Origin of the sequence: Fructilactobacillus carniphilus (assembly GCF_024029675.1) — a bacterium.
GTDB classification, from domain to species: Bacteria; Bacillota; Bacilli; order Lactobacillales; family Lactobacillaceae; genus Fructilactobacillus; species Fructilactobacillus carniphilus.
In genome coordinates, this window is the sequence record NZ_CP097121.1 from 233259 (window position 1) to 252436 (window position 19178).

The following is a 19178-nucleotide window of genomic DNA, read 5'->3' on the forward strand; positions in this document are numbered from 1 at the left end:
GCATGGCTGCTTTTTGGAAGCGAATCCGCCAATTTTTTAATACAACGATTGGATTTTACGTCCTGGTTGTCTTACTGTTTTGGCTGAAAACTTATTATTGTTATAAAACGGACTTTACCCTTGGAGTATCCGGTGGGATGCAAGAATTCCTGCTAGCGGTTAACCCACTGCCGTCTGCTCTACTCTTGTTCGGAATTGCCCTGTATTTTCGGGGGAAGTTGTCCTACTGGTTGATGCTAATTATCGATTTCTTACAGTCCACGTGGATTTTTGCCAATATTTTGTATTACCGAGAATTTTCGGATTTCTTGTCCATGGGAATTATTCAGGGAACGGGGAACGTACAAAATAACCTGGGAAAAAGTTTCTTGGAAATCCTGCGTCCCACTGATTTTATTGTGTATTTGGACATCGTGATTTTAATCTTACTGTTACTGTTCGGAGTAATTAAGATTAGCAAGAAGCCGTTGAAGTTACGGTACGCAGTGGGCATTACCATTCTATCCCTAGTCTTGATGTTTGCCGAATACAACGTGGCTAATGCCGATCGCTCGGGATTATTGACACGAACTTTTGATAATAATTACATTGTGAAGTACTTGGGGTTGAACGAGTACGCCGCCTTTAGTGCTTATCAAACTCATCAAGAATCGAAAACGAGATCACAGGCAAAGGCGAAGGACTTAAAGAGCGTAGAAAAGTTCGTTAAACAGAACTACGCTAGTCCGAACGTGAGTTACTATGGAAAAGAAAAGGGCAAAAACGTCTTTATCATTCACTTGGAAAGTTTCCAACAGTTCCTAATTGACTATAAGGTGAACGGAAAAGAAGTTACGCCTAACATTAATAAGTTTTACCATGATCAACATACGCTGTCCTTTGATAACTTCTACCACCAAGTCGCGCAGGGAAAGACTTCTGACGCGGAAATGATGCTTGAAAACTCACTGTATGGTTTGCCGCAGGGTTCGGCGATGGTAACCTATGGGGGACAAAATACTTATCAAGCGGCTCCATCGATTTTGGATCAGAAGGGATACACAACGGCAGCCTTTCATGGCGATGTTCCAACTTTTTGGAACCGAAACAACGCCTACAAATCGTGGGGATATGACTACTTCTTTAGTGAGGCATACTACAAAAATAAGCCAAGCTACAACATTGGTTACGGGATGAAGGATAAAATTTTCTTCAAGCAGAGTATTCCATACATTCAACAGTTACCGCAGCCTTTCTATGCGAAGTTGATTACGTTAACGAACCACTACCCGTATGAGTTGGATAAACAAAACACGGACTTTCCAGCTACCACTACTGGGGATAATACGGTTGATCCATACGTGCAAACTGCGCATTACCTGGACCAGGCTTTTGGAGAATTTGAAGCCTACTTACAAAAGAGTGGATTAGCGAAGAACAGTGTCGTGGTTCTTTATGGGGATCATTACGGAATTTCGAATAACCATCGTCCGGCCATTGCTAAGCTCTTGAATAAGAAGAGTGTTAATAAGTATGATCTGGCTCAATTCCAGAAGGTACCGTTCATGATTAATGGTGCTAATATTCAAGGTGGAGTTAACCATACTTATGGGGGAGAAATTGATGTCTTACCTACCTTGCTGCACTTACTCGGAGTTAATAATCAGAACATGATTCAATTTGGACAGGATTTGATGAGTAAGGATAATAACCAAATTGTGCCGTTTAGAAATGGTGACTTTGTTAGTCCGAAGTATACGAAAGTGGGATCCACCGTTTATGATACTAAGACCGGTTCGGAGCTCAAGCTTAATAATGAACAGAAGCAAGAAGTGGCGAAGATTCAAAGTTACGTCGATAATTCGTTATCTAATTCTGATAAGGTTGTGTATGGTGACTTGCTTCGCTTCCACAAGGTACCTGGATATCATGATGTTAATAAGAAGTCGTTTAACTACAACAAAAAGGACGCTTTGAAAAAGTTGAAACAAACCGATCAAAAGCAAAAGAATGATTTAGTCGATCAAAATGGCGGCAAGTCAACTGAATCTGACTTTCAAACTGACGCGCCCGAATTGAAATAATTAAATTAAAGACTAGCCCATACGATAATTTCGTGATGGCTAGTCTTTTTTTCTGCAAAAAAGTATTGACGAACCCTAGATAAGTTGATAGTATAATTCATGTTGTTAAGAGCGATTGATAGAGCACTATAATGAATTAAAAAAGTGTTTGACTTCTTCCTCTGAACATTGTATGATAATTAAGTTGTCAAGTAACTGATGATTGGGTAGTTCTTTGAAAACTGAACAAGATTTTGATTACAAAAAGTGTAAGGAATTTTTAAACTAGCGTTTAAAAATTAAACATTTGCGAAGTCAATTCGCTTAAGAAACAAATAATAAAGTAGAGCTAGTAAAGTTCTCATTTAAAATGAGAGTTTGATCCTGGCTCAGGACGAACGTTGGCGGCGTGCCTAATACATGCAAGTCGAACGAGGTCTCCTAAATGAAATGAAGTGCTTGCACGGATTTGACTTTAGATCGGACCGAGTGGCGAACTGGTGAGTAACACGTGGGTAACCTGCCCAGAAGTAGGGGATAACACCTGGAAACAGATGCTAATACCGTATAACAACTAAAACCACATGGTTTTAGTTTGAAAGCTGGCCTTTGCGCTAGTGCTTTTGGATGGACCCGCGGCGTATTAGCTAGTTGGTGAGATAATGGCTCACCAAGGCGATGATACGTAGCAGACCTGAGAGGGTAATCTGCCACAATGGGACTGAGACACGGCCCATACTCCTACGGGAGGCAGCAGTAGGGAATCTTCCACAATGGACGAAAGTCTGATGGAGCAACGCCGCGTGAGTGAAGAAGGGTTTCGGCTCGTAAAACTCTGTTGTTAGAGAAGAACGACTGTGAGAGTAACTGCTCACGGCGTGACGGTATCTAACCAGAAAGTCACGGCTAACTACGTGCCAGCAGCCGCGGTAATACGTAGGTGGCAAACGTTGTCCGGATTTATTGGGCGTAAAGCGAGCGCAGGCGGTTTTTTAAGTCTGATGTGAAAGCCTTCGGCTTAACCGAAGAAGTGCATCGGAAACTGGGAAACTTGAGTGCAGAAGAGGACAGTGGAACTTCATGTGTAGCGGTGAAATGCGTAGATATATGAAGGAACACCAGTGGCGAAGGCGGCTGTCTAGTCTGCATCTGACGCTGAGGCTCGAAAGCATGGGTAGCAAACAGGATTAGATACCCTGGTAGTCCATGCCGTAAACGATGAATGCTAGGTGTTGGGAGGTTTCCGCCTCTCAGTGCCGAAGCTAACGCATTAAGCATTCCGCCTGGGGAGTACGACCGCAAGGTTGAAACTCAAAGGAATTGACGGGGACCCGCACAAGCGGTGGAGCATGTGGTTTAATTCGATGCTACGCGAAGAACCTTACCAGGTCTTGACATCTTCTGTTAGCCTAAGAGATTAGGTGTCCCCTTCGGGGGCAGAATGACAGGTGGTGCATGGTTGTCGTCAGCTCGTGTCGTGAGATGTTGGGTTAAGTCCCGCAACGAGCGCAACCCTTGTCTTTAGTTGCCAGCATTGAGTTGGGCACTCTAGAGAGACTGCCGGTGATAAACCGGAGGAAGGTGGGGATGACGTCAAATCATCATGCCCCTTATGACCTGGGCTACACACGTGCTACAATGGACGGTACAACGAGTTGCGAAACCGCGAGGTCAAGCTAATCTCTTAAAGCCGTTCTCAGTTCGGATTGCAGGCTGCAACTCGCCTGCATGAAGTTGGAATCGCTAGTAATCGTGGATCAGCATGCCACGGTGAATACGTTCCCGGGTCTTGTACACACCGCCCGTCACACCATGAGAGTTTGTAACACCCAAAGTCGGTTGGATAACCGTATGGAGTCCGCCGCCTAAGGTGGGACAGATGATTAGGGTGAAGTCGTAACAAGGTAGCCGTAGGAGAACCTGCGGCTGGATCACCTCCTTTCTAAGGAATAATACGGAACTTTACACCGATCAAAGTCTTGTTTAGTTTTGAGAGAACTACTCTCACAGTACCATCCGCGCTTTTTGGGCCTATAGCTCAGCTGGTTTAGAGCGCACGCCTGATAAGCGTGAGGTCGGTGGTTCGAGTCCACTTAGGCCCATCGCCGTTGTTACGGTATGATAATTGAATTTTGGGGAATTAGCTCAGCTGGGAGAGCACCTGCTTTGCAAGCAGGAGGTCAGCGGTTCGATCCCGCTATTCTCCATTGGTACTAGTATTTTTAGTACCGCTTGGTTCTTTGAAAACTAGATAATATTATTTTCTGTAAGAATTATATTGATTGATATAATTTTAACCGAGAAAACCATTGTGTAATTTGAGTTTTTTAATGTGTTTAATCGCTAAACTCAATAATTTATAATCCGTCGGATTATAGGTTAAGTTAGAAAGGGCGCATGGTGAATGCCTTGGTACTAGGAGCCGATGAAGGACGGAACTAACACCGATATGCTTCGGGGAGCTGTAAGTAAGCTGTGATCCGGAGATTTCCGAATGAGGAAACTCGATTAGTGTAATGACTAATCACTACGTAGTGAATTCATAGCTACGCAGAGGCAGACGTGGGGAACTGAAACATCTAAGTACCCACAGGAAGATAAAGAAATTTCGATTCCCAAAGTAGCGGCGAGCGAACTGGGAATAGCCCAAACCGAACCTTCGTGGTTCGGGGTTGTAGGACTGAACATTTGAGTTACAAAAGAATTTGATAGCTGAAGCAGTTGGGAAGCTGCACCAAAGAGAGTGATAGTCTCGTAAGCGAAATTGAATTCCCTCAGTTCAGGATCCTGAGTACGGCGCCACACGTGAAACGGCGTCGGAATCCGGGAGGACCATCTCCCAAGGCTAAATACTCCCTAGTGACCGATAGTGAACCAGTACCGTGAGGGAAAGGTGAAAAGCACCCCGGAAGGGGAGTGAAATAGTTCCTGCAACCATGTGCCTACAAGCAGTCAGAGCCCGTTAAGGGGTGATGGCGTGCCTCTTGTAGAATGAACCGGCGAGTTACAGTTGCATGCAAGGTTAAGCCGAAAAAGCGGAGCCGTAGCGAAAGCGAGTCTTAAGAGGGCGAATTAGTATGTTGCCGTAGACCCGAAACCAGGTGATCTATCCATGTCCAGGATGAAAGTGCGGTAATACGCACCGGAGGTCCGAACCCGTGTACGTTGAAAAGTGCTGGGATGAGGTGTGGATAGCGGTGAAATTCCAAACGAACTTGGAGATAGCTGGTTCTCTCCGAAATAGCTTTAGGGCTAGCCTCGGAATTAGAATCATGGAGGTAGAGCCACTGTTTGAGCGAGGGGTCCGTCTTGGATTACTGAGTTCAGATAAACTCCGAATACCATTGATTTATGTCCGGGAGTCAGACGATGAGTGATAAGATCCATCGTCGAAAGGGGAACAGCCCAGACCGCCAGTTAAGGTCCCTAAATATATGCTAAGTGGAAAAGGAAGTGGAGTTGCTTAGACAACTAGGATGTTGGCTCAGAAGCAGCCACCATTTAAAGAGTGCGTAATAGCTCACTAGTCGAGTGATTCTGCGCCGAAAATTTACCGGGGCTAAGCATATTACCGAGACTGCGGACGCAACTACGTTGCGTGATAGGAGAGCGTTCTAAGGGCAATGAAGGCAGACCGGAAGGACTGTTGGAGCGCTTAGAAGTGAGAATGCCGGTATGAGTAGCGAAAGACCAGTGAGAATCTGGTCCACCGAATGACTAAGGTTTCCTGGGGAAGGCTCGTCCACCCAGGGTTAGTCGGGACCTAAGCCGAGGCTGAGAAGCGTAGGCGATGGATAACAGGTTGAGATTCCTGTACTAGTTAATTATGTTGGAACGATGGAGGGACGCAGAAGGCTAGGTTGAGCATCCGGCTGGAAAAGGATGTTTAAAACGTAAGTCAGGTGAGGAGTGAAATGCTTCTGACCGGGTTGACAAGCGTTGATGAGGATCGAAATTAAAGTAGAGAAGCAACCGATGTCACGCTGCCGAGAAAAGCTTCTAGTGAGTAATTAACTACCCGTACCGCAAACCGACACAGGTAGTCGAGGAGAGGATCCTCAGGTGAGCGAGAGAACTCTCGTTAAGGAACTCGGCAAAATGACCCCGTAACTTCGGAAGAAGGGGTGCTGACCGTCAGGTCAGCCGCAGTGAAGAGACTCAAACGACTGTTTATCAAAAACACAGGTTTATGCAAAATCGTAAGATGAAGTATATGGGCTGACGCCTGCCCGGTGCTGGAAGGTTAAGTGGAAAGGTTAGCTTCGGCGACGCCTCGAAATGAAGCCCCAGTAAACGGCGGCCGTAACTATAACGGTCCTAAGGTAGCGAAATTCCTTGTCGGGTAAGTTCCGACCCGCACGAAAGGCGTAACGATTTGAGTACTGTCTCAACGAGAGACTCGGTGAAATTAAGATACCTGTGAAGAAGCAGGTTACCCGCGACAGGACGGAAAGACCCCATGGAGCTTTACTGTAGCTTGATATTGGGTGTTTACATAGCTTGTACAGGATAGGTAGGAGCCATTGAAACCGGGACGCTAGTCTCGGTGGAGGCACCCGTGGGATACTACCCTTGCTATGTGAACACTCTAACCCTGAGCACTCATCGTGCTCGGAGACAGTGTCTGGTTGGCAGTTTGACTGGGGCGGTCGCCTCCTAAATAGTAACGGAGGCGCTCAAAGGTTTGCTTAGAATGGTTGGAAATCATTCTGTAAGTGTAAAGGCAGAAGCAAGCTTGACTGTGAGACTGACTAGTCGAGCAGGGACGAAAGTCGGACTTAGTGATCCGGTGGTACCGTATGGAAGGGCCATCGCTCAACGGATAAAAGCTACCCTGGGGATAACAGGCTTATCTCCCCCAAGAGTTCACATCGACGGGGAGGTTTGGCACCTCGATGTCGGCTCATCGCATCCTGGGGCTGTAGTTGGTCCCAAGGGTTGGGCTGTTCGCCCATTAAAGCGGTACGCGAGCTGGGTTCAGAACGTCGTGAGACAGTTCGGTCCCTATCCGTCGCGGGCGCAGGAAATTTGAGAGGAGCTGTCCCTAGTACGAGAGGACCGGGATGGACATACCGCTGGTGTATCAGTTGCGCCGCCAGGCGCACCGCTGAGTAGCTATGTATGGATGAGATAAACGCTGAAAGCATCTAAGTGTGAAACTCGCCTCAAGATGAGATTTCCCATTCCTATATGGAAGTAAGACTCCTGAAAGATGATCAGGTCGATAGGTTAGAAGTGGAAGCGTAGCGATACGTGAAGCGGACTAATACTAATCAGTCGAGGACTTAACCAAGGAAAAGCAGAATGGAAACTCAGCAGGAAATAATATTAGCTAGTTTTGAGGGAACGAAGTTCACTCAGAGTGTGGTGGCGATAGCCTAAAGGATACACCTGTTCCCATGCCGAACACAGCAGTTAAGCTTTAGCACGCCAAAAGTAGTTGGGGGATCGCCCCCTGCGAGGATAGGACGTTGCCACGCGAATTGGAAGATTAGCTCAGTTGGGAGAGCGTCTGCCTTACAAGCAGAGGGTCACAGGTTCGAGCCCTGTATCTTCCATCTTGAGCCGTTAGCTCAGTCGGTAGAGCATCTGACTTTTAATCAGAGGGTCGGCAGTTCGAACCTGCCACGGCTCATTAATTATATAGCATATGCCGACTTAGCTCAGTTGGCAGAGCACCTGTCTTGTAAACAGGGGGTCGGAGGTTCGAATCCTCTAGTCGGCATTATGCGGAAGTAGTTCAGTGGTAGAACGCCACCTTGCCATGGTGGAGGTCGCGGGTTCGAATCCCGTCTTCCGCTTTGTACCACCTTTTGCCGGGGTGGCGGAATTGGCAGACGCACAGGACTTAAAATCCTGCGGTCAGTAATGACCGTACCGGTTCGATCCCGGTCCTCGGCATTTATGCACCTATAGCGCAATTGGATAGAGTGTCTGACTACGAATCAGAAGGTTGCAGGTTCGACTCCTGCTAGGTGCATTTGTTCGGGAAGTAGCTCAGCTTGGTAGAGCACCTGGTTTGGGACCAGGGGGTCGCAGGTTCGAATCCTGTCTTCCCGATTAGATATTTTAATATCTATTTTTAGGTAATATTTGCCTATTAATCGCGGTGTAGCTCAGCTGGCTAGAGCGTTCGGTTCATACCCGAGAGGTCGGGGGTTCGATTCCCTCCGCCGCGATTAGGTCTTGGATCTTTAGCTCAGTTGGTTTAGAGCAGACGGCTCATAACCGTCCGGTCGTAGGTTCGAGTCCTACAAGATCCATTTGTCAAATTATTGTTGACGGCCTTATATGTATATGCTATACTTGTTTCTGTTTGACGGAGGATTACCCAAGTCTGGCTGAAGGGAACGGTCTTGAAAACCGTCAGGCGAGTCAAATCGCGCGAGAGTTCGAATCTCTCATCCTCCTTTTATTATCGCGGGGTAGAGCAGTCTGGTAGCTCGTCGGGCTCATAACCCGGAGGTCGTTGGTTCAAATCCAGCCCCCGCAATTTGGTCCGTTGGTCCAGTCGGTTTAAGACGCCTGCCTGTCACGCAGGAGATCACGAGTTCGAGTCTCGTACGGACCGCTTTGATATGGCTCGGTAGCTCAGTTGGTAGAGCAACGGATTGAAGCTCCGTGTGTCGGCAGTTCGATTCTGTCCCGCGCCACTTGTTTCATTAATTAAATATGTTATGCGGGTGTAGTTTAGTGGTAAAACCATAGCCTTCCAAGCTATTGTCGCGAGTTCGATTCTCGTCACCCGCTTTTATTTTGGGCCTATAGCTCAGCTGGTTTAGAGCGCACGCCTGATAAGCGTGAGGTCGGTGGTTCGAGTCCACTTAGGCCCATCTGGAGAAGTACTCAAGTGGCTGAAGAGGCGCCCCTGCTAAGGGTGTAGGTCGCGTAAGCGGCGCGAGAGTTCGAATCTCTCCTTCTCCGTTTTTTGACCCGTTGGTCAAGTGGTTTAAGACACTGCCCTTTCACGGCAGTAACATGGGTTCGAATCCCGTACGGGTCATTTTTTATTTGAATATTATCGCGGGGTAGAGCAGTCTGGTAGCTCGTCGGGCTCATAACCCGGAGGTCGTTGGTTCAAATCCAGCCCCCGCAATTTGGTCCGTTGGTCCAGTCGGTTTAAGACGCCTGCCTGTCACGCAGGAGATCACGAGTTCGAGTCTCGTACGGACCGTTAAAAAAAGGAGATGAAAAATTCATCTCCTTTTTTTATGCTTTAGGTTGAACTCGTTGATAACCAATCTCATGGTAGTTAGCACTAAAATCATTCTTAAAGGTTTGGTACGAAACAAAATCGTGTTGCTCACTTTGTTCCCATTTCATGCAATCATATTGCTGTTTCCAAAGGGTTAATAATATCCGACTGTCACTATTACCTTCGGCGGTTAGATAGTAAACACCCGTCATTCCAGTAGGGGTATCCGGATTGCTCATAAAGTTGCTAACTTGAGCATCCAGAATTTGTCGCTGGTCTTTGCTCGGACTAATTTCGATGTAACTAATGTAGTGCTCCCAGTCATCATTACCCGCATGCGCTTTTACCTCGTAAACAACTGGCGAAGTGAAAACAGAATCTTCACCAGAATAATCCACTAATTGCATTCCGTGAGCGTTGTTAGCAGCGGCAAATAGTGCCATGTGTCGTTCGGGATATTTCTTCATAATCTGTTCCAGAATGGCTTCTGATCCAAATGTTACGGAAATTTTTCTGATCATGGTAATCCTCCAATCATTTTATCTACTTTTAGTTTAGAATAAAGTAGAGGAAGTTAAAAGAAAAAAGATTTTTAAATGAGGTTAAACAATGAAATTAACTATTTTAGGTTATTATGGTGGTTATCCTTATCAAAACACGGCAACCAGTGGCTATTTGTTACAAGCAAAAGGCTTCAATTTGCTCTTAGATTGTGGCAGTGGAGTATTAATGGAGCTGGGGAACGTTTTAGATCCCTTACGCTTAGATGCGGTTTTATTATCGCACTATCATGCCGATCACGTGGCCGACGTTGGGGTTTTACAATACTACTGGCAATTACACCCGGAACGATATCAACATGAACTACTACCCATTTACGGGCATATTTTCGATCAAGCAGCGTTTGACGGCTTAGATTGGCCCACGGCAACGGAAAAGCGGGCCTATGATCCTGAAACGGTTAACCAGATTGGACCCTTTGAAATTAAATTCTTACGGACAGAACATCCAGTGCCAGCGTTTGCAATGAGAATCAAAGAACGTGACACCGGAAAAGTTTTGGTTTATACTGCTGATTCAAAGGTTTTCCCCACACTGACAGAGTTTGCTCATGACGCAGACCTGTTGATTGCTGATACCAATTTCTTTGCTGATCAACCGGGGAAAATCTGGCACATGACTACCACTCAGGTTGGGGGAATGGCCCTAAATGCACACGTGCACTCGTTGCTAATTAGTCATTTGCCCCAAACAGCAGACCGCGACCGGTTATTACAAGAAACTACGGTGGCCAGTCACAACCAGCTTCCCGTGCAACTTCCGCACACAGGAATGGTAATTAATATTTAGATTAAAGAGGGATCGTTTTGAAATTTGAAAAAACAAATGAAAATACGATTAAAGTTTGGGTCACTAACAAGGATTTACAAGAACGGCACGTTAATCTTTTAGATCTCATGGAAAATCAGGATGAGGTCGAACAATTCTTCTACCAAATCCTCGAAGAGGTTGACGTTGATCACGAGTTTCAGAATAACGACCTGGTTTCCTTTCAAGTTTTACCCGCCCACGATGGGTTTGAAATGATCATCAGTAAGGATGACCGGTTGGTTTCTCAACTGACGGAAGCCAACGTGAACTTCGCTTCGGAAGAATCCAAGGAAAAATTTACAAAAATGAAGCAAAAACAGCAGAGCAGCGATGTTTTTGATGCGGATCATTTAACCAGAGTGGTTCCGATTCGCTTTGCTAGTTTTGAAGAACTTTTGAACGGAATTCAGGCTGCCCAACGGCAACTCCGGATTCACGGGGTTAAATTGGCCACGGCGTTGTATAAGCGCGAAGACCAGTATTATCTAGTGCTTCGTTACCAATTGTTTCCGGACAACGTTGATCCTACTTGGGATGAGATTAAAACTCAGTTAGATGCGATTGACGACCAGCTCAGTTTATTCTATGAATTTGGTGAGTTAAGTCCCATGCGCTCCGAGCAACTGGAACAATCAGCGCAACCTATCATTGCGCAACAAGCAGTTAAAACGTTGACCCATTACTTTAATTAAACTAACCAAAAAGACCACAGAAACGTGGTCTTTTTTCGTATCTTCTACAAGGGTGATGTGCTTGTTAATGGCAATGACGACTGACCAAAAACGAATCAATGCTTGCACCGCTGAACGGGGATTAACTTATTATTGTCCTAACTGTGCGGCGACAGTCCTTTTACGCCGAGGTAGATTTAAGGTGGCTCATTTTGCCCATCGTCAAAATATCGGTTGCCATGTAGGGGAGCCAGAAACGAAGGAGCATCTAGCAGGGAAGTTCTTTTTATGGCAACAGAGTCAACAGGATGGGACCGCCCAGTTGGAATGGTATCTGGATGCAATTCACCAACGACCAGATGTGTTGGTGAACCACCACCTAGTGCTTGAATTTCAATGTAGTCCGCTTTCACTAACTCGGTTTTGCGAACGAATCCAAGGCTACCGAAGCCTAGAGCTTCACTCCGAATGGCTATTAGGGCACGCGTATTACTTGCGGCGTAAAACTGCTGCCAGCGTGTTGAAGTTTTTGGCTTATCGACCAACGGTGGGCTATTACCTGCTCTTTCTTTTAGAGCAGCCGATGCGGTTCGTGATCCGTTATCAGCTTCGCTTGGTGGATCAGCGGTTGATTTTTTTGGAGCAATCGTTTAGCACCGGCGCGGCATTAATTCAGTTCTTGCAACATCCACAACTAACGCAGCCAACGGTGCCATCCTTGAGACTATTTCAAGGATGGGTAGAAAACCAGTTGCAACGGAAAAATCCGGCCGTGGTAAAACTGCAACAAACTTGCTATCAAAAGCGTCACTTATTACAAGGATGCCCGCTGGTTTGTCATGTTCCCCGTTCGGTTCCACCGTTGCAAACAGCGATTTGGTGGTTAAACTGGCGCATTCAGGTGCTATTGGAATTAGAAACGAAGCACACTGTTAACTTAACTGACTTAGTAATTCGGTTGGAACACCAGCTTCAATTTCCGTTATTGGCTGATTTACATCAGCATGTATTTGTTATCGTTCAGCAATTTGCCAATCATCTAGTACAAGCTGGGATGGCGACCCAACGGAACCAACAGCTATACTGGCAAAAAAAGGAGCACTGGTTTGCGGACGGGGTTCAGAAAAAACGGGCCATTCAGGCTAAAGAAAAAGACTAGCATTTGCTAGTCTTTTACAGCACCCGCAAGTTAGGGGTGCCAGCTTCTTTTTGAATCTTGGCTTCCATCTCGGTACAGAGGGTATGTAAATGTTGATAGTCTAAATCTTTAATCAAAAGACCGTTGGCACAACTTGCACAGTTGAAAATCACGAGGTTGTCGTGATCAGCTACGCCCATTTCCCGAATCAATTCTTGGTCGGACTTAAAGGCCGATTGGGGAAGGTCAGATTCGCGATCTTCTTGAAACATCTCTAAGTCCAAACTAGTTTCCCGAGCTACTTGGTCGGCCAATGATTTAGAATAAGTAGTTTGGTTCGTGATAATTTCTGTTTGCAACTGTTGCAAGAATTCTCGTCCTTTTTTGCATCCTTGAAAGAGAGCTGCTTTGTAGTCTAATGTAATTTGGTAATCAAGTTGATGGTGCTCGTTGTTAATTATTCCAAGTTGAAGGTACGGAATGAACTTTACACGCACTTTTTGGGTTAAGTTATCAGCAACTTTAGTAACAGCTTGTTCCGCGGTTAAACAGGTGGAACAAGTTGGTTCTACAAATAAGTACATTTCAATCATTCCGCACAATCCTTTCTCGAAATTTAAACTTTTTAAGATAAACTTTATAAATAGACGCACTATTTAGAATACCAAACTTTAGTTAAATTTCAATGATTTTGTCTCTGGAACTGCCGAGCTGGAGTTCGGAATATGATAAGATGTTACTATCAAGTGTAAATGAGGTGGTTTTGTGAATGAAAACTGGGAGCAACTTTTATTTCCCTACCAACAAGCCGCAAAAGAATGGAAAGTAAAACTACGCGGGATGCGTAAGGAATTTCAGGTTAGAGGCGAACACTCGCCCATTGAATTTGTGACGAGTCGGATTAAATCGATTCCAAGCATCGAAGAAAAAATGCAACGGCGCCATATTACGGCAGAGCGGTTGACAGAAGATATGGAAGACCTTTGTGGACTACGAATTATGTGTCCCTTTTTGGACGATGTATCGGACGTGGTTCAGTTATTACGCCGCCGTAACGACGTAGAAATTGTTTCCGAGCGAGACTACGTTAATAACGAAAAGGAAAGTGGTTACCGCTCTTATCACATTGTATTTCGCTATCCGCTCCAACTATTGGATGGAGAACGGGAGATTCTCGTGGAAATTCAGGTGCGGACGTTAGCCATGAATTTCTGGGCCACGCTGGAACATTCGTTAAACTATAAACATCCCGGTGAATTTCCCGAGGACGTGCATCAGCGGTTGCAAGCGGCATCTGAGACAGCTTTTAAGCTCGATGAGGAAATGTCGCAGATTCACCATGAGCTTTCCAACGCGGAAGCGCAACAAGACCAAGCAGACGACAAAGGAGAGAAATGATGCGGATTGCCATTTTTGGAAACGACAACGCCTCCTCAACCACGGTGGCGACGGCGTTAGCCAAATTAATTAATCAATCAAACGAATTACAGCTCGATGAATTAAACCCAGAAGTTGTGATTTCAGTTGGTGGTGATGGGACGCTGTTATCGGCATTTCATCACTACAAAGATCTGGCCGAAAAAATTCGATTTGTAGGGGTCCATACCGGTCACTTAGGGTTTTATACTGACTGGCGGGATAATGAGGTCGAACAATTAGTTTCTAGTCTTGAACGCGATAACGGACAAAGCGTAAGCTATCCGTTGTTAGACATCAAGGTGGAGTATTCTGATCAAGGGGAACCAGATTACATGCTGGCCCTCAATGAATCGACCGTCAAAAAGTTATTCGGGACGATGGTAGGGAAGGTCTACATCAAAGACCAACTGTTTGAAAACTTTCGCGGTGACGGTTTGTGTATTTCAACGCCGACGGGATCAACGGCCTACAATAAATCAGTGGGAGGAGCCATCATTTCTCCGCGCTTTAATGCCGTGCAAATGGCTGAAATGGCTTCGATTAACAACCGGGTCTTTCGAACGATTGGCTCGCCCATCATCATTCCTCCTTCAGAAGAGCTGACGATTGTTCCCAACGTTTCACTTCATAACGTGTTAACTTGTGATCAGTTAATGGTGAAGGACCGCCCGATTAAAGCGATTACCTACCGCATTTCGGAACGACGGATTTACTTTGCGAAGTACCGGCACACCCACTTCTGGAAGCGGGTCGGTAATTCCTTCATTGGTGAGGATATGAATGAGTAAATTTCAATGGACCAATCAACAACCGAGTCCGCTTAAACTGCGGACTTTTTTGTTGCAGCACGGGGTGACCCGCTCCCTGTTAAAACGGGTGAAGTTTCATGGAGGCGAACTGCAGGTTAATCAAAAAGTTCGCTATCCGCACGAAGTAATTCAGCAGGGCGACGTGGTAACGGTCAGTTTGCCGCCCGAACCTCAAAATCCCCACTTGCAGGTTTCCGAGCTCCCGATTTCCATCTTATTTGAGGATGACAACTATTTAATTCTAAATAAACCAGCAACGGTAGCCACCGTTCCATCGGCGCTTTATCCGAATCACACGCTGGTTAATCGGGTGCTCGGTTATTACATTCGCCAAGGTTATGCGAACCGGGTGATTCACGTGGTCAATCGCTTGGACAAGGGAACTAGCGGTCCAGTAATTTTTGCCAAGAATAGTCTAGCCCATTCTTTGTTAGACCGGAAACTACAACGCCACGAGGTTCAAAAACATTACGTCTCGGTGTTAGACGGACAGGCGGTGAATGACCACGCCACCATTATTTTGCCGATTGGGCGACGGCCTGGTTCGTTTTTGGAACGAGCCGTTGTCAGTGGCGGTAAATTTGCGCAGACCGAATTTTGGTTGCTCGATCGGACCACGCACCATTCGCTAGTAAAGATTCGATTACATACCGGACGGACCCACCAAATTCGGGTACATTTTGCAGCGCTCGGCTTGCCGCTAGTGGGGGATTGGTTGTATAATCCCACCAATCATGAGCTTTCGCATCAGGCACTGCACTGCTACCGAATCTCCTTTTTTGACGCGTTAGCCCAGCGAACTGTAACCGTTACGGCACCGGTTCCTGCGTGTTTTTCGCAATTAATGCAACCTAAAAACGACTTCCTGGTTTAGGAAGTCGTTTTTGCCTAGTCAACTAGTGGGGCAATGATGGTCGAGACATCGATCGTGGTGGCTACCGCTTGGGCAGCAGCGGTGGTTTCCGTAAGGGGCACCAATTGTAAGCTCGGAAAGGCTGGTAAGGCTTCCTGGAGCTCTGTTAAATGATCAGCAGCGACAATTCCCCGGAATTGGTGTTCGTCCAGCCACTGTAAGGCAGACGGCCATTCCGATGGGGGTAGTTTAGTAAACGTCGGGGAGAAAAAGGTTTCCATTCCTGCGGATGCCCCTAAAAAGACCTCGAGGGCTTCCTGATCTAACTGGTTTTCTTGAGTTAAAGCACCAAAAATGACGCCATCAACTCCTAGTTCCTGGCATTGAAAAAGGTCGTCTTCCATCAGGTTGATTTCTGCATCGTTCCAAGTGCTAGTTTTCGAATCCGCACTAATCCACACGTCTAAACTTTGCTGATGTTCGTGGAGATAGGTGGTAGTTGCTGCAATTAATCCGCGACTGGGAGTCTGGTAGTGATTCGCAAGCGCCACCCGCACCAAAGCCTTTTCGCTCGCCGTATGGACCTCGTGAAAGGTCGAAATTAAGGGTTCAATTTGCATAATTCATCCTCCTTTGGCTTAATCTTACCATGCTTCGGTGCATTTGCCGCTCTGCACGAAATGCGAACAGGTGTGCTATAATAGACGTCTAAGTTGAAAATAGAAAGCGGAGAAATTTATGACTAATCACATTGTTTTATTTGAACCTCTGATGCCGGCCAATACTGGAAACATTGCGCGGACCTGCGCCGGAACGGACACGGTTCTTGATTTGATTAAGCCCCTCGGCTTTTCAGTTGATGATAAACATCTTAAACGGGCCGGGCTAGATTATTGGAATAAGGTGGACATTCGCTATCATGACAACCTACCGGCTTTTTTAGAAACGGTTACAAATCCTGAAAACATGTTTTTAATTTCAAAGTTTGGAACACAAACCTACACGGACCCGGATTATCATGATTTTGACCAAGATTATTACTTTGTGTTTGGTAAGGAAACCACCGGATTACCCGAACGGTTTGAACAACAATACGCACGCCAGGCGTTACGGATTCCGCAAGATGATGAGCACATTCGAGCGCTGAACTTGTCTAACACCTGTGCAATTGTGATTTACGAGGCGCTACGCCAGCAATCATTTGCTGGATTAGAACGGGTGCATACGTATGAACACGATAAGTTAAAATAGTTTAAAGATTAGAGAGGAATTTTTGTGGCGGCTAGAAAATCAACGAAAAAAAGAACAACACCAGCAAAAACCAAGCGCCGCCGCACAACCACGAAAACGAAGAAAAACCGGCGGCAGAATCGCATTCTGACCTACTTGGGAACCAAGCGCCGTAATCTATTAGGTTTAGTTGGCTTGATTTTGTCCGGACTCGGGATATTTAAATTAGGAATTGTGGGAGTTGGCGTCGCCAATCTAACTCGCTTAGGAGTAGGGAATTTGTACCCAGTGGTCCTGTTGATTACCGCGGTACTGAGTGGACTTACCTTTTTAGAGTTGCACCTTCCTCGGTTATCGGAACGTAGTTGGCTAGGATTAATTTGTGTCAGTCTAGGGGTGCTAATGGGAGCCTCTATCCTGCAATTTAACGGACTGGGGTTACACATCCAATTAATCCAGATTACCTGGGAAAGTGTACTGGGTGATTTGAGCACTGGTCGTGTCAGTGCCGACGCGGGAGGAGGTCTTTTAGGTGCTGGTCTGTTATTGGTTTTTGCCAAACTCTTTTCCTGGATTGGAGCTACGATTTTAGCACTGGGATTAATCCTGACTGGAATTCTGTTGCTGTTGAAGGTTAACGTAGTGCAAGGATTACGGCAGGGATGTAAGCTGCTCAAGGCCTGTTTGTCAGCGATTCAGGCGGCCCATCACCGCCGAAAGTTAGCACAACAATCGACACCACAGCAGCATGCAAAAGCAGCTCCTTCTACTGTTACATCAACTTCGACGACACCCACGTCAAATGAAGAACCTCAACCGTCAGCAGACGCGTCTGTTTCAAAGACAACGATGCCCGACTCAACCGGCAAATCGACTCCCGAAGCACCTGCTGTGCAGGTAGCTAGTGAACGCCCTGCTCCAGAACCAGAGGTGGTTGAACCTAATCCGATGGTGACTACGGATGAAGCAGAGGGCGATTATCAATTGCCGTCCGTGCAGTTATTACGGCAAATTGCCCCAGAGGATCAGACAGATGAAGTAGCCACAGCTAACCATAACTCAGAAACCCTGCAGGAAACCCTGCGCAGTTTTGGCATTGATGCTCAAGTGAAGAACGTGAGTCTGGGGCCTTCCGTTACGGAATATGAATTAGAACCAGCGGTAGGAGTTAAAGTTAGTAAAATCGTGAATCTGAGCGACGACTTGGCGTTGGCATTGGCCGCCAAGGATATCCGGATTGAGGCACCAATTCCTGGGAAATCGTTAATTGGAATCGAAGTGCCCAATCGAGAGGTGGCCACGGTCTCATTTCGAGAGGTCTTTGAACGCCAGTCAGCTCAGGAACGAAGCAATTTCTTGACGGTCCCACTGGGAAAAGACGTTAACGGAAACGTAGTGTCTTGTAACTTGACGAAGATGCCCCACCTGTTGATTGCCGGTTCTACGGGAAGTGGGAAATCGGTTGCTATCAACGGGATGTTAGTGAGCTTGCTACTCAAGGCGCGCCCCGATCAGGTTAAACTGATGCTGATTGACCCCAAACGGGTGGAACTGGGCGTCTATAACGGGATTCCACATTTACTGTCTCCGGTAGTTTCTGATCCGAAGAAGGCCGCTCGGGCATTGCATAAAGTTGTTAGCCAGATGGAAGAACGGTATGAACTGTTTGCGAAGAGTGGTCAGCGGAAAATCGAAGGCTATAATCAGTTTGTGAAGGAACAAAACGAACGGGAAGGGACTCACCTACTGCCATTACCGTACATCGTAGTTGTGGTTGATGAGTTGGCTGATTTGATGATGACAGTTTCAAATGAGGTCGAAAGTGCTATCATTCGTCTGGCTCAGATGGGACGAGCCGCGGGGGTTCACATGGTGCTTGCCACCCAACGGCCTTCAGTCGACGTCATTACGGGCTTGATTAAGGCCAACGTGCCGTCCCGAATTGCCTTCGCTGTTTCCAGTGGAATTGATTCACGGACCATTTTAGACGCGAACGGAGCAGAAAAATTGCTTGGTCGTGGAGACATGCTGTACCAGCCGATTGGGCAAACCCGGCCGAACCGGGTACAAGGATCGTTTATTTCGGATGCCGATGTCGAAACGATTGTCGCAGCCGTCAAAAAGGAAGGCCAGCCTGAGTACGACGATAACTTGGTAGTGACGGATGCCGAGATGGAAGTAGAAGCTGCTGAAGAAGATCAAGATCCACTTTTTGACGAGGCATTGGCATTTGTAGTCCACGAACATAAGGCTAGTACCTCAATGTTGCAACGGCGGTTTCGCATTGGCTATAACCGGGCTGCACGCATTATTGATGATTTTGAGCAACGTGGTTACGTTGGCCCACAACGAGGTAGTACGCCTCGGACGGTTTATAAGCAAGAAACCGACGACCAATAAACAGTCAAACAAAAAGAGGACTGAAAATTGCGATTTTCAGTCCTCTTTGT

Annotated in this window: 12 protein-coding genes, 21 tRNA genes and 3 rRNA genes; 33 read left to right on the forward strand and 3 right to left on the reverse strand. The window is 46.4% G+C overall.

Annotated elements, in window-relative coordinates:
- Nucleotides 1-2 precede the first annotated feature (2 nt).
- The 25 genes from M3M37_RS01205 to M3M37_RS01325 all read left to right on the forward strand — a co-directional run bounded on the left by M3M37_RS01205 (nt 3) and on the right by M3M37_RS01325 (nt 9216).
- Complete coding sequence (locus M3M37_RS01205; protein ID WP_252795369.1) at nt 3-2063, forward strand: LTA synthase family protein; 2061 nt, start codon at nt 3-5, stop codon at nt 2061-2063.
- Between the two features lie 345 nt (nt 2064-2408).
- Nucleotides 2409-3984 (forward strand): 16S ribosomal RNA (locus M3M37_RS01210).
- A gap of 85 nt (nt 3985-4069) precedes the next feature.
- A tRNA-Ile gene (locus M3M37_RS01215) sits at nt 4070-4144 on the forward strand.
- A 32-nt stretch (nt 4145-4176) separates the two neighbouring features.
- Nucleotides 4177-4249: transfer RNA gene (locus M3M37_RS01220), tRNA-Ala, on the forward strand.
- A gap of 170 nt (nt 4250-4419) precedes the next feature.
- Nucleotides 4420-7335 (forward strand): 23S ribosomal RNA (locus M3M37_RS01225).
- Between the two features lie 70 nt (nt 7336-7405).
- Nucleotides 7406-7522: ribosomal RNA gene (rrf, locus tag M3M37_RS01230) — 5S ribosomal RNA — on the forward strand.
- The 16S, 23S and 5S rRNA genes sit together here with 21 tRNA genes alongside, the layout of an rRNA operon.
- A gap of 5 nt (nt 7523-7527) precedes the next feature.
- A tRNA-Val gene (locus M3M37_RS01235) sits at nt 7528-7600 on the forward strand.
- A gap of 4 nt (nt 7601-7604) precedes the next feature.
- Nucleotides 7605-7677: transfer RNA gene (locus tag M3M37_RS01240), tRNA-Lys, on the forward strand.
- 17 nt (nt 7678-7694) lie between these two features.
- Nucleotides 7695-7767, forward strand: a tRNA-Thr gene (locus M3M37_RS01245).
- Between the two features lie 4 nt (nt 7768-7771).
- Nucleotides 7772-7843, forward strand: a tRNA-Gly gene (locus M3M37_RS01250).
- Between the two features lie 14 nt (nt 7844-7857).
- A tRNA-Leu gene (locus M3M37_RS01255) sits at nt 7858-7943 on the forward strand.
- 5 nt (nt 7944-7948) lie between these two features.
- Nucleotides 7949-8022: transfer RNA gene (locus tag M3M37_RS01260), tRNA-Arg, on the forward strand.
- Between the two features lie 6 nt (nt 8023-8028).
- Nucleotides 8029-8102, forward strand: a tRNA-Pro gene (locus M3M37_RS01265).
- Nucleotides 8103-8147: 45 nt separating this feature from the next.
- A tRNA-Met gene (locus M3M37_RS01270) sits at nt 8148-8221 on the forward strand.
- A gap of 9 nt (nt 8222-8230) precedes the next feature.
- Nucleotides 8231-8305, forward strand: a tRNA-Ile gene (locus M3M37_RS01275).
- A 58-nt stretch (nt 8306-8363) separates the two neighbouring features.
- Nucleotides 8364-8453 (forward strand) — tRNA-Ser (locus M3M37_RS01280).
- 8 nt (nt 8454-8461) lie between these two features.
- Nucleotides 8462-8535, forward strand: a tRNA-Met gene (locus M3M37_RS01285).
- Nucleotides 8536-8538: 3 nt separating this feature from the next.
- Nucleotides 8539-8613 (forward strand) — tRNA-Asp (locus M3M37_RS01290).
- Nucleotides 8614-8622: 9 nt separating this feature from the next.
- Nucleotides 8623-8695 (forward strand) — tRNA-Phe (locus M3M37_RS01295).
- A 26-nt stretch (nt 8696-8721) separates the two neighbouring features.
- A tRNA-Gly gene (locus M3M37_RS01300) sits at nt 8722-8792 on the forward strand.
- Nucleotides 8793-8800: 8 nt separating this feature from the next.
- Nucleotides 8801-8875: transfer RNA gene (locus tag M3M37_RS01305), tRNA-Ile, on the forward strand.
- A 3-nt stretch (nt 8876-8878) separates the two neighbouring features.
- A tRNA-Ser gene (locus M3M37_RS01310) sits at nt 8879-8966 on the forward strand.
- A 6-nt stretch (nt 8967-8972) separates the two neighbouring features.
- A tRNA-Glu gene (locus tag M3M37_RS01315) sits at nt 8973-9045 on the forward strand.
- A gap of 19 nt (nt 9046-9064) precedes the next feature.
- Nucleotides 9065-9138: transfer RNA gene (locus M3M37_RS01320), tRNA-Met, on the forward strand.
- Nucleotides 9139-9141: 3 nt separating this feature from the next.
- Nucleotides 9142-9216, forward strand: a tRNA-Asp gene (locus M3M37_RS01325).
- 35 nt (nt 9217-9251) lie between these two features.
- Here M3M37_RS01325 and M3M37_RS01330 read toward each other — a convergent pair.
- The gene (locus M3M37_RS01330; protein ID WP_252795370.1) at nt 9252-9758 is read right to left on the reverse strand and encodes a hypothetical protein; all 507 of its coding nucleotides are present in this window, start codon (nt 9756-9758) and stop codon (nt 9252-9254) included.
- Nucleotides 9759-9846: 88 nt separating this feature from the next.
- Between M3M37_RS01330 and M3M37_RS01335 the strand changes: the two genes are divergently transcribed.
- The 3 genes from M3M37_RS01335 to M3M37_RS01345 all read left to right on the forward strand — a co-directional run bounded on the left by M3M37_RS01335 (nt 9847) and on the right by M3M37_RS01345 (nt 12438).
- Nucleotides 9847-10587 carry an MBL fold metallo-hydrolase gene (locus M3M37_RS01335; protein ID WP_252795371.1) on the forward strand — a complete coding sequence of 247 codons (741 nt, stop codon included), beginning with the start codon at nt 9847-9849 and terminating at the stop codon, nt 10585-10587.
- Nucleotides 10588-10604: 17 nt separating this feature from the next.
- The gene (locus M3M37_RS01340) at nt 10605-11300 is read left to right on the forward strand and encodes an adaptor protein MecA (RefSeq protein ID WP_252795372.1); all 696 of its coding nucleotides are present in this window, start codon (nt 10605-10607) and stop codon (nt 11298-11300) included.
- Nucleotides 11301-11367: 67 nt separating this feature from the next.
- Nucleotides 11368-12438 (forward strand): competence protein CoiA, encoded by a 1071-nt coding sequence (locus tag M3M37_RS01345; protein ID WP_252795373.1) that lies wholly within the window; start codon nt 11368-11370, stop codon nt 12436-12438.
- A 14-nt stretch (nt 12439-12452) separates the two neighbouring features.
- On the opposite strand, the gene M3M37_RS01350 is transcribed toward M3M37_RS01345, so the two are convergent.
- Nucleotides 12453-13010: a DsbA family protein gene (locus M3M37_RS01350; RefSeq protein ID WP_252795374.1), complete on the reverse strand. Its 558-nt coding sequence runs from the start codon at nt 13008-13010 to the stop codon at nt 12453-12455.
- Between the two features lie 172 nt (nt 13011-13182).
- Between M3M37_RS01350 and M3M37_RS01355 the strand changes: the two genes are divergently transcribed.
- Genes M3M37_RS01355 through M3M37_RS01365 form a run of 3 tightly spaced genes read left to right on the forward strand, consistent with a single transcriptional unit; the run spans nt 13183 to nt 15519 of the window.
- Nucleotides 13183-13815, forward strand: a complete 633-nt coding sequence (locus M3M37_RS01355) for a GTP pyrophosphokinase (protein WP_252795375.1) — start codon at nt 13183-13185, stop codon at nt 13813-13815.
- Nucleotides 13815-14624, forward strand: a complete 810-nt coding sequence (locus M3M37_RS01360; protein ID WP_252795376.1) for an NAD kinase — start codon at nt 13815-13817, stop codon at nt 14622-14624. The genes M3M37_RS01355 and M3M37_RS01360 overlap by 1 nt, the downstream gene beginning before the upstream one ends.
- A complete protein-coding gene (locus tag M3M37_RS01365; protein ID WP_252795377.1) occupies nt 14617-15519 on the forward strand; it encodes an RluA family pseudouridine synthase in 903 nt (300 codons plus the stop codon). The genes M3M37_RS01360 and M3M37_RS01365 overlap by 8 nt, the downstream gene beginning before the upstream one ends.
- 14 nt (nt 15520-15533) lie before the next feature.
- Here the strand turns inward: M3M37_RS01365 and M3M37_RS01370 are convergent, their stop codons facing one another.
- Complete coding sequence (locus M3M37_RS01370) at nt 15534-16118, reverse strand: copper homeostasis protein CutC (RefSeq protein WP_252795378.1); 585 nt, start codon at nt 16116-16118, stop codon at nt 15534-15536.
- Nucleotides 16119-16236: 118 nt separating this feature from the next.
- On the opposite strand from M3M37_RS01370, the gene M3M37_RS01375 reads away from it, so the two are divergent.
- Nucleotides 16237-16749 (forward strand): tRNA (cytidine(34)-2'-O)-methyltransferase, encoded by a 513-nt coding sequence (locus M3M37_RS01375; RefSeq protein WP_252795379.1) that lies wholly within the window; start codon nt 16237-16239, stop codon nt 16747-16749.
- Nucleotides 16750-16773: 24 nt separating this feature from the next.
- The gene (locus M3M37_RS01380) at nt 16774-19128 is read left to right on the forward strand and encodes a DNA translocase FtsK (protein ID WP_252795380.1); all 2355 of its coding nucleotides are present in this window, start codon (nt 16774-16776) and stop codon (nt 19126-19128) included.
- Nucleotides 19129-19178: the final 50 nt, after the last annotated feature.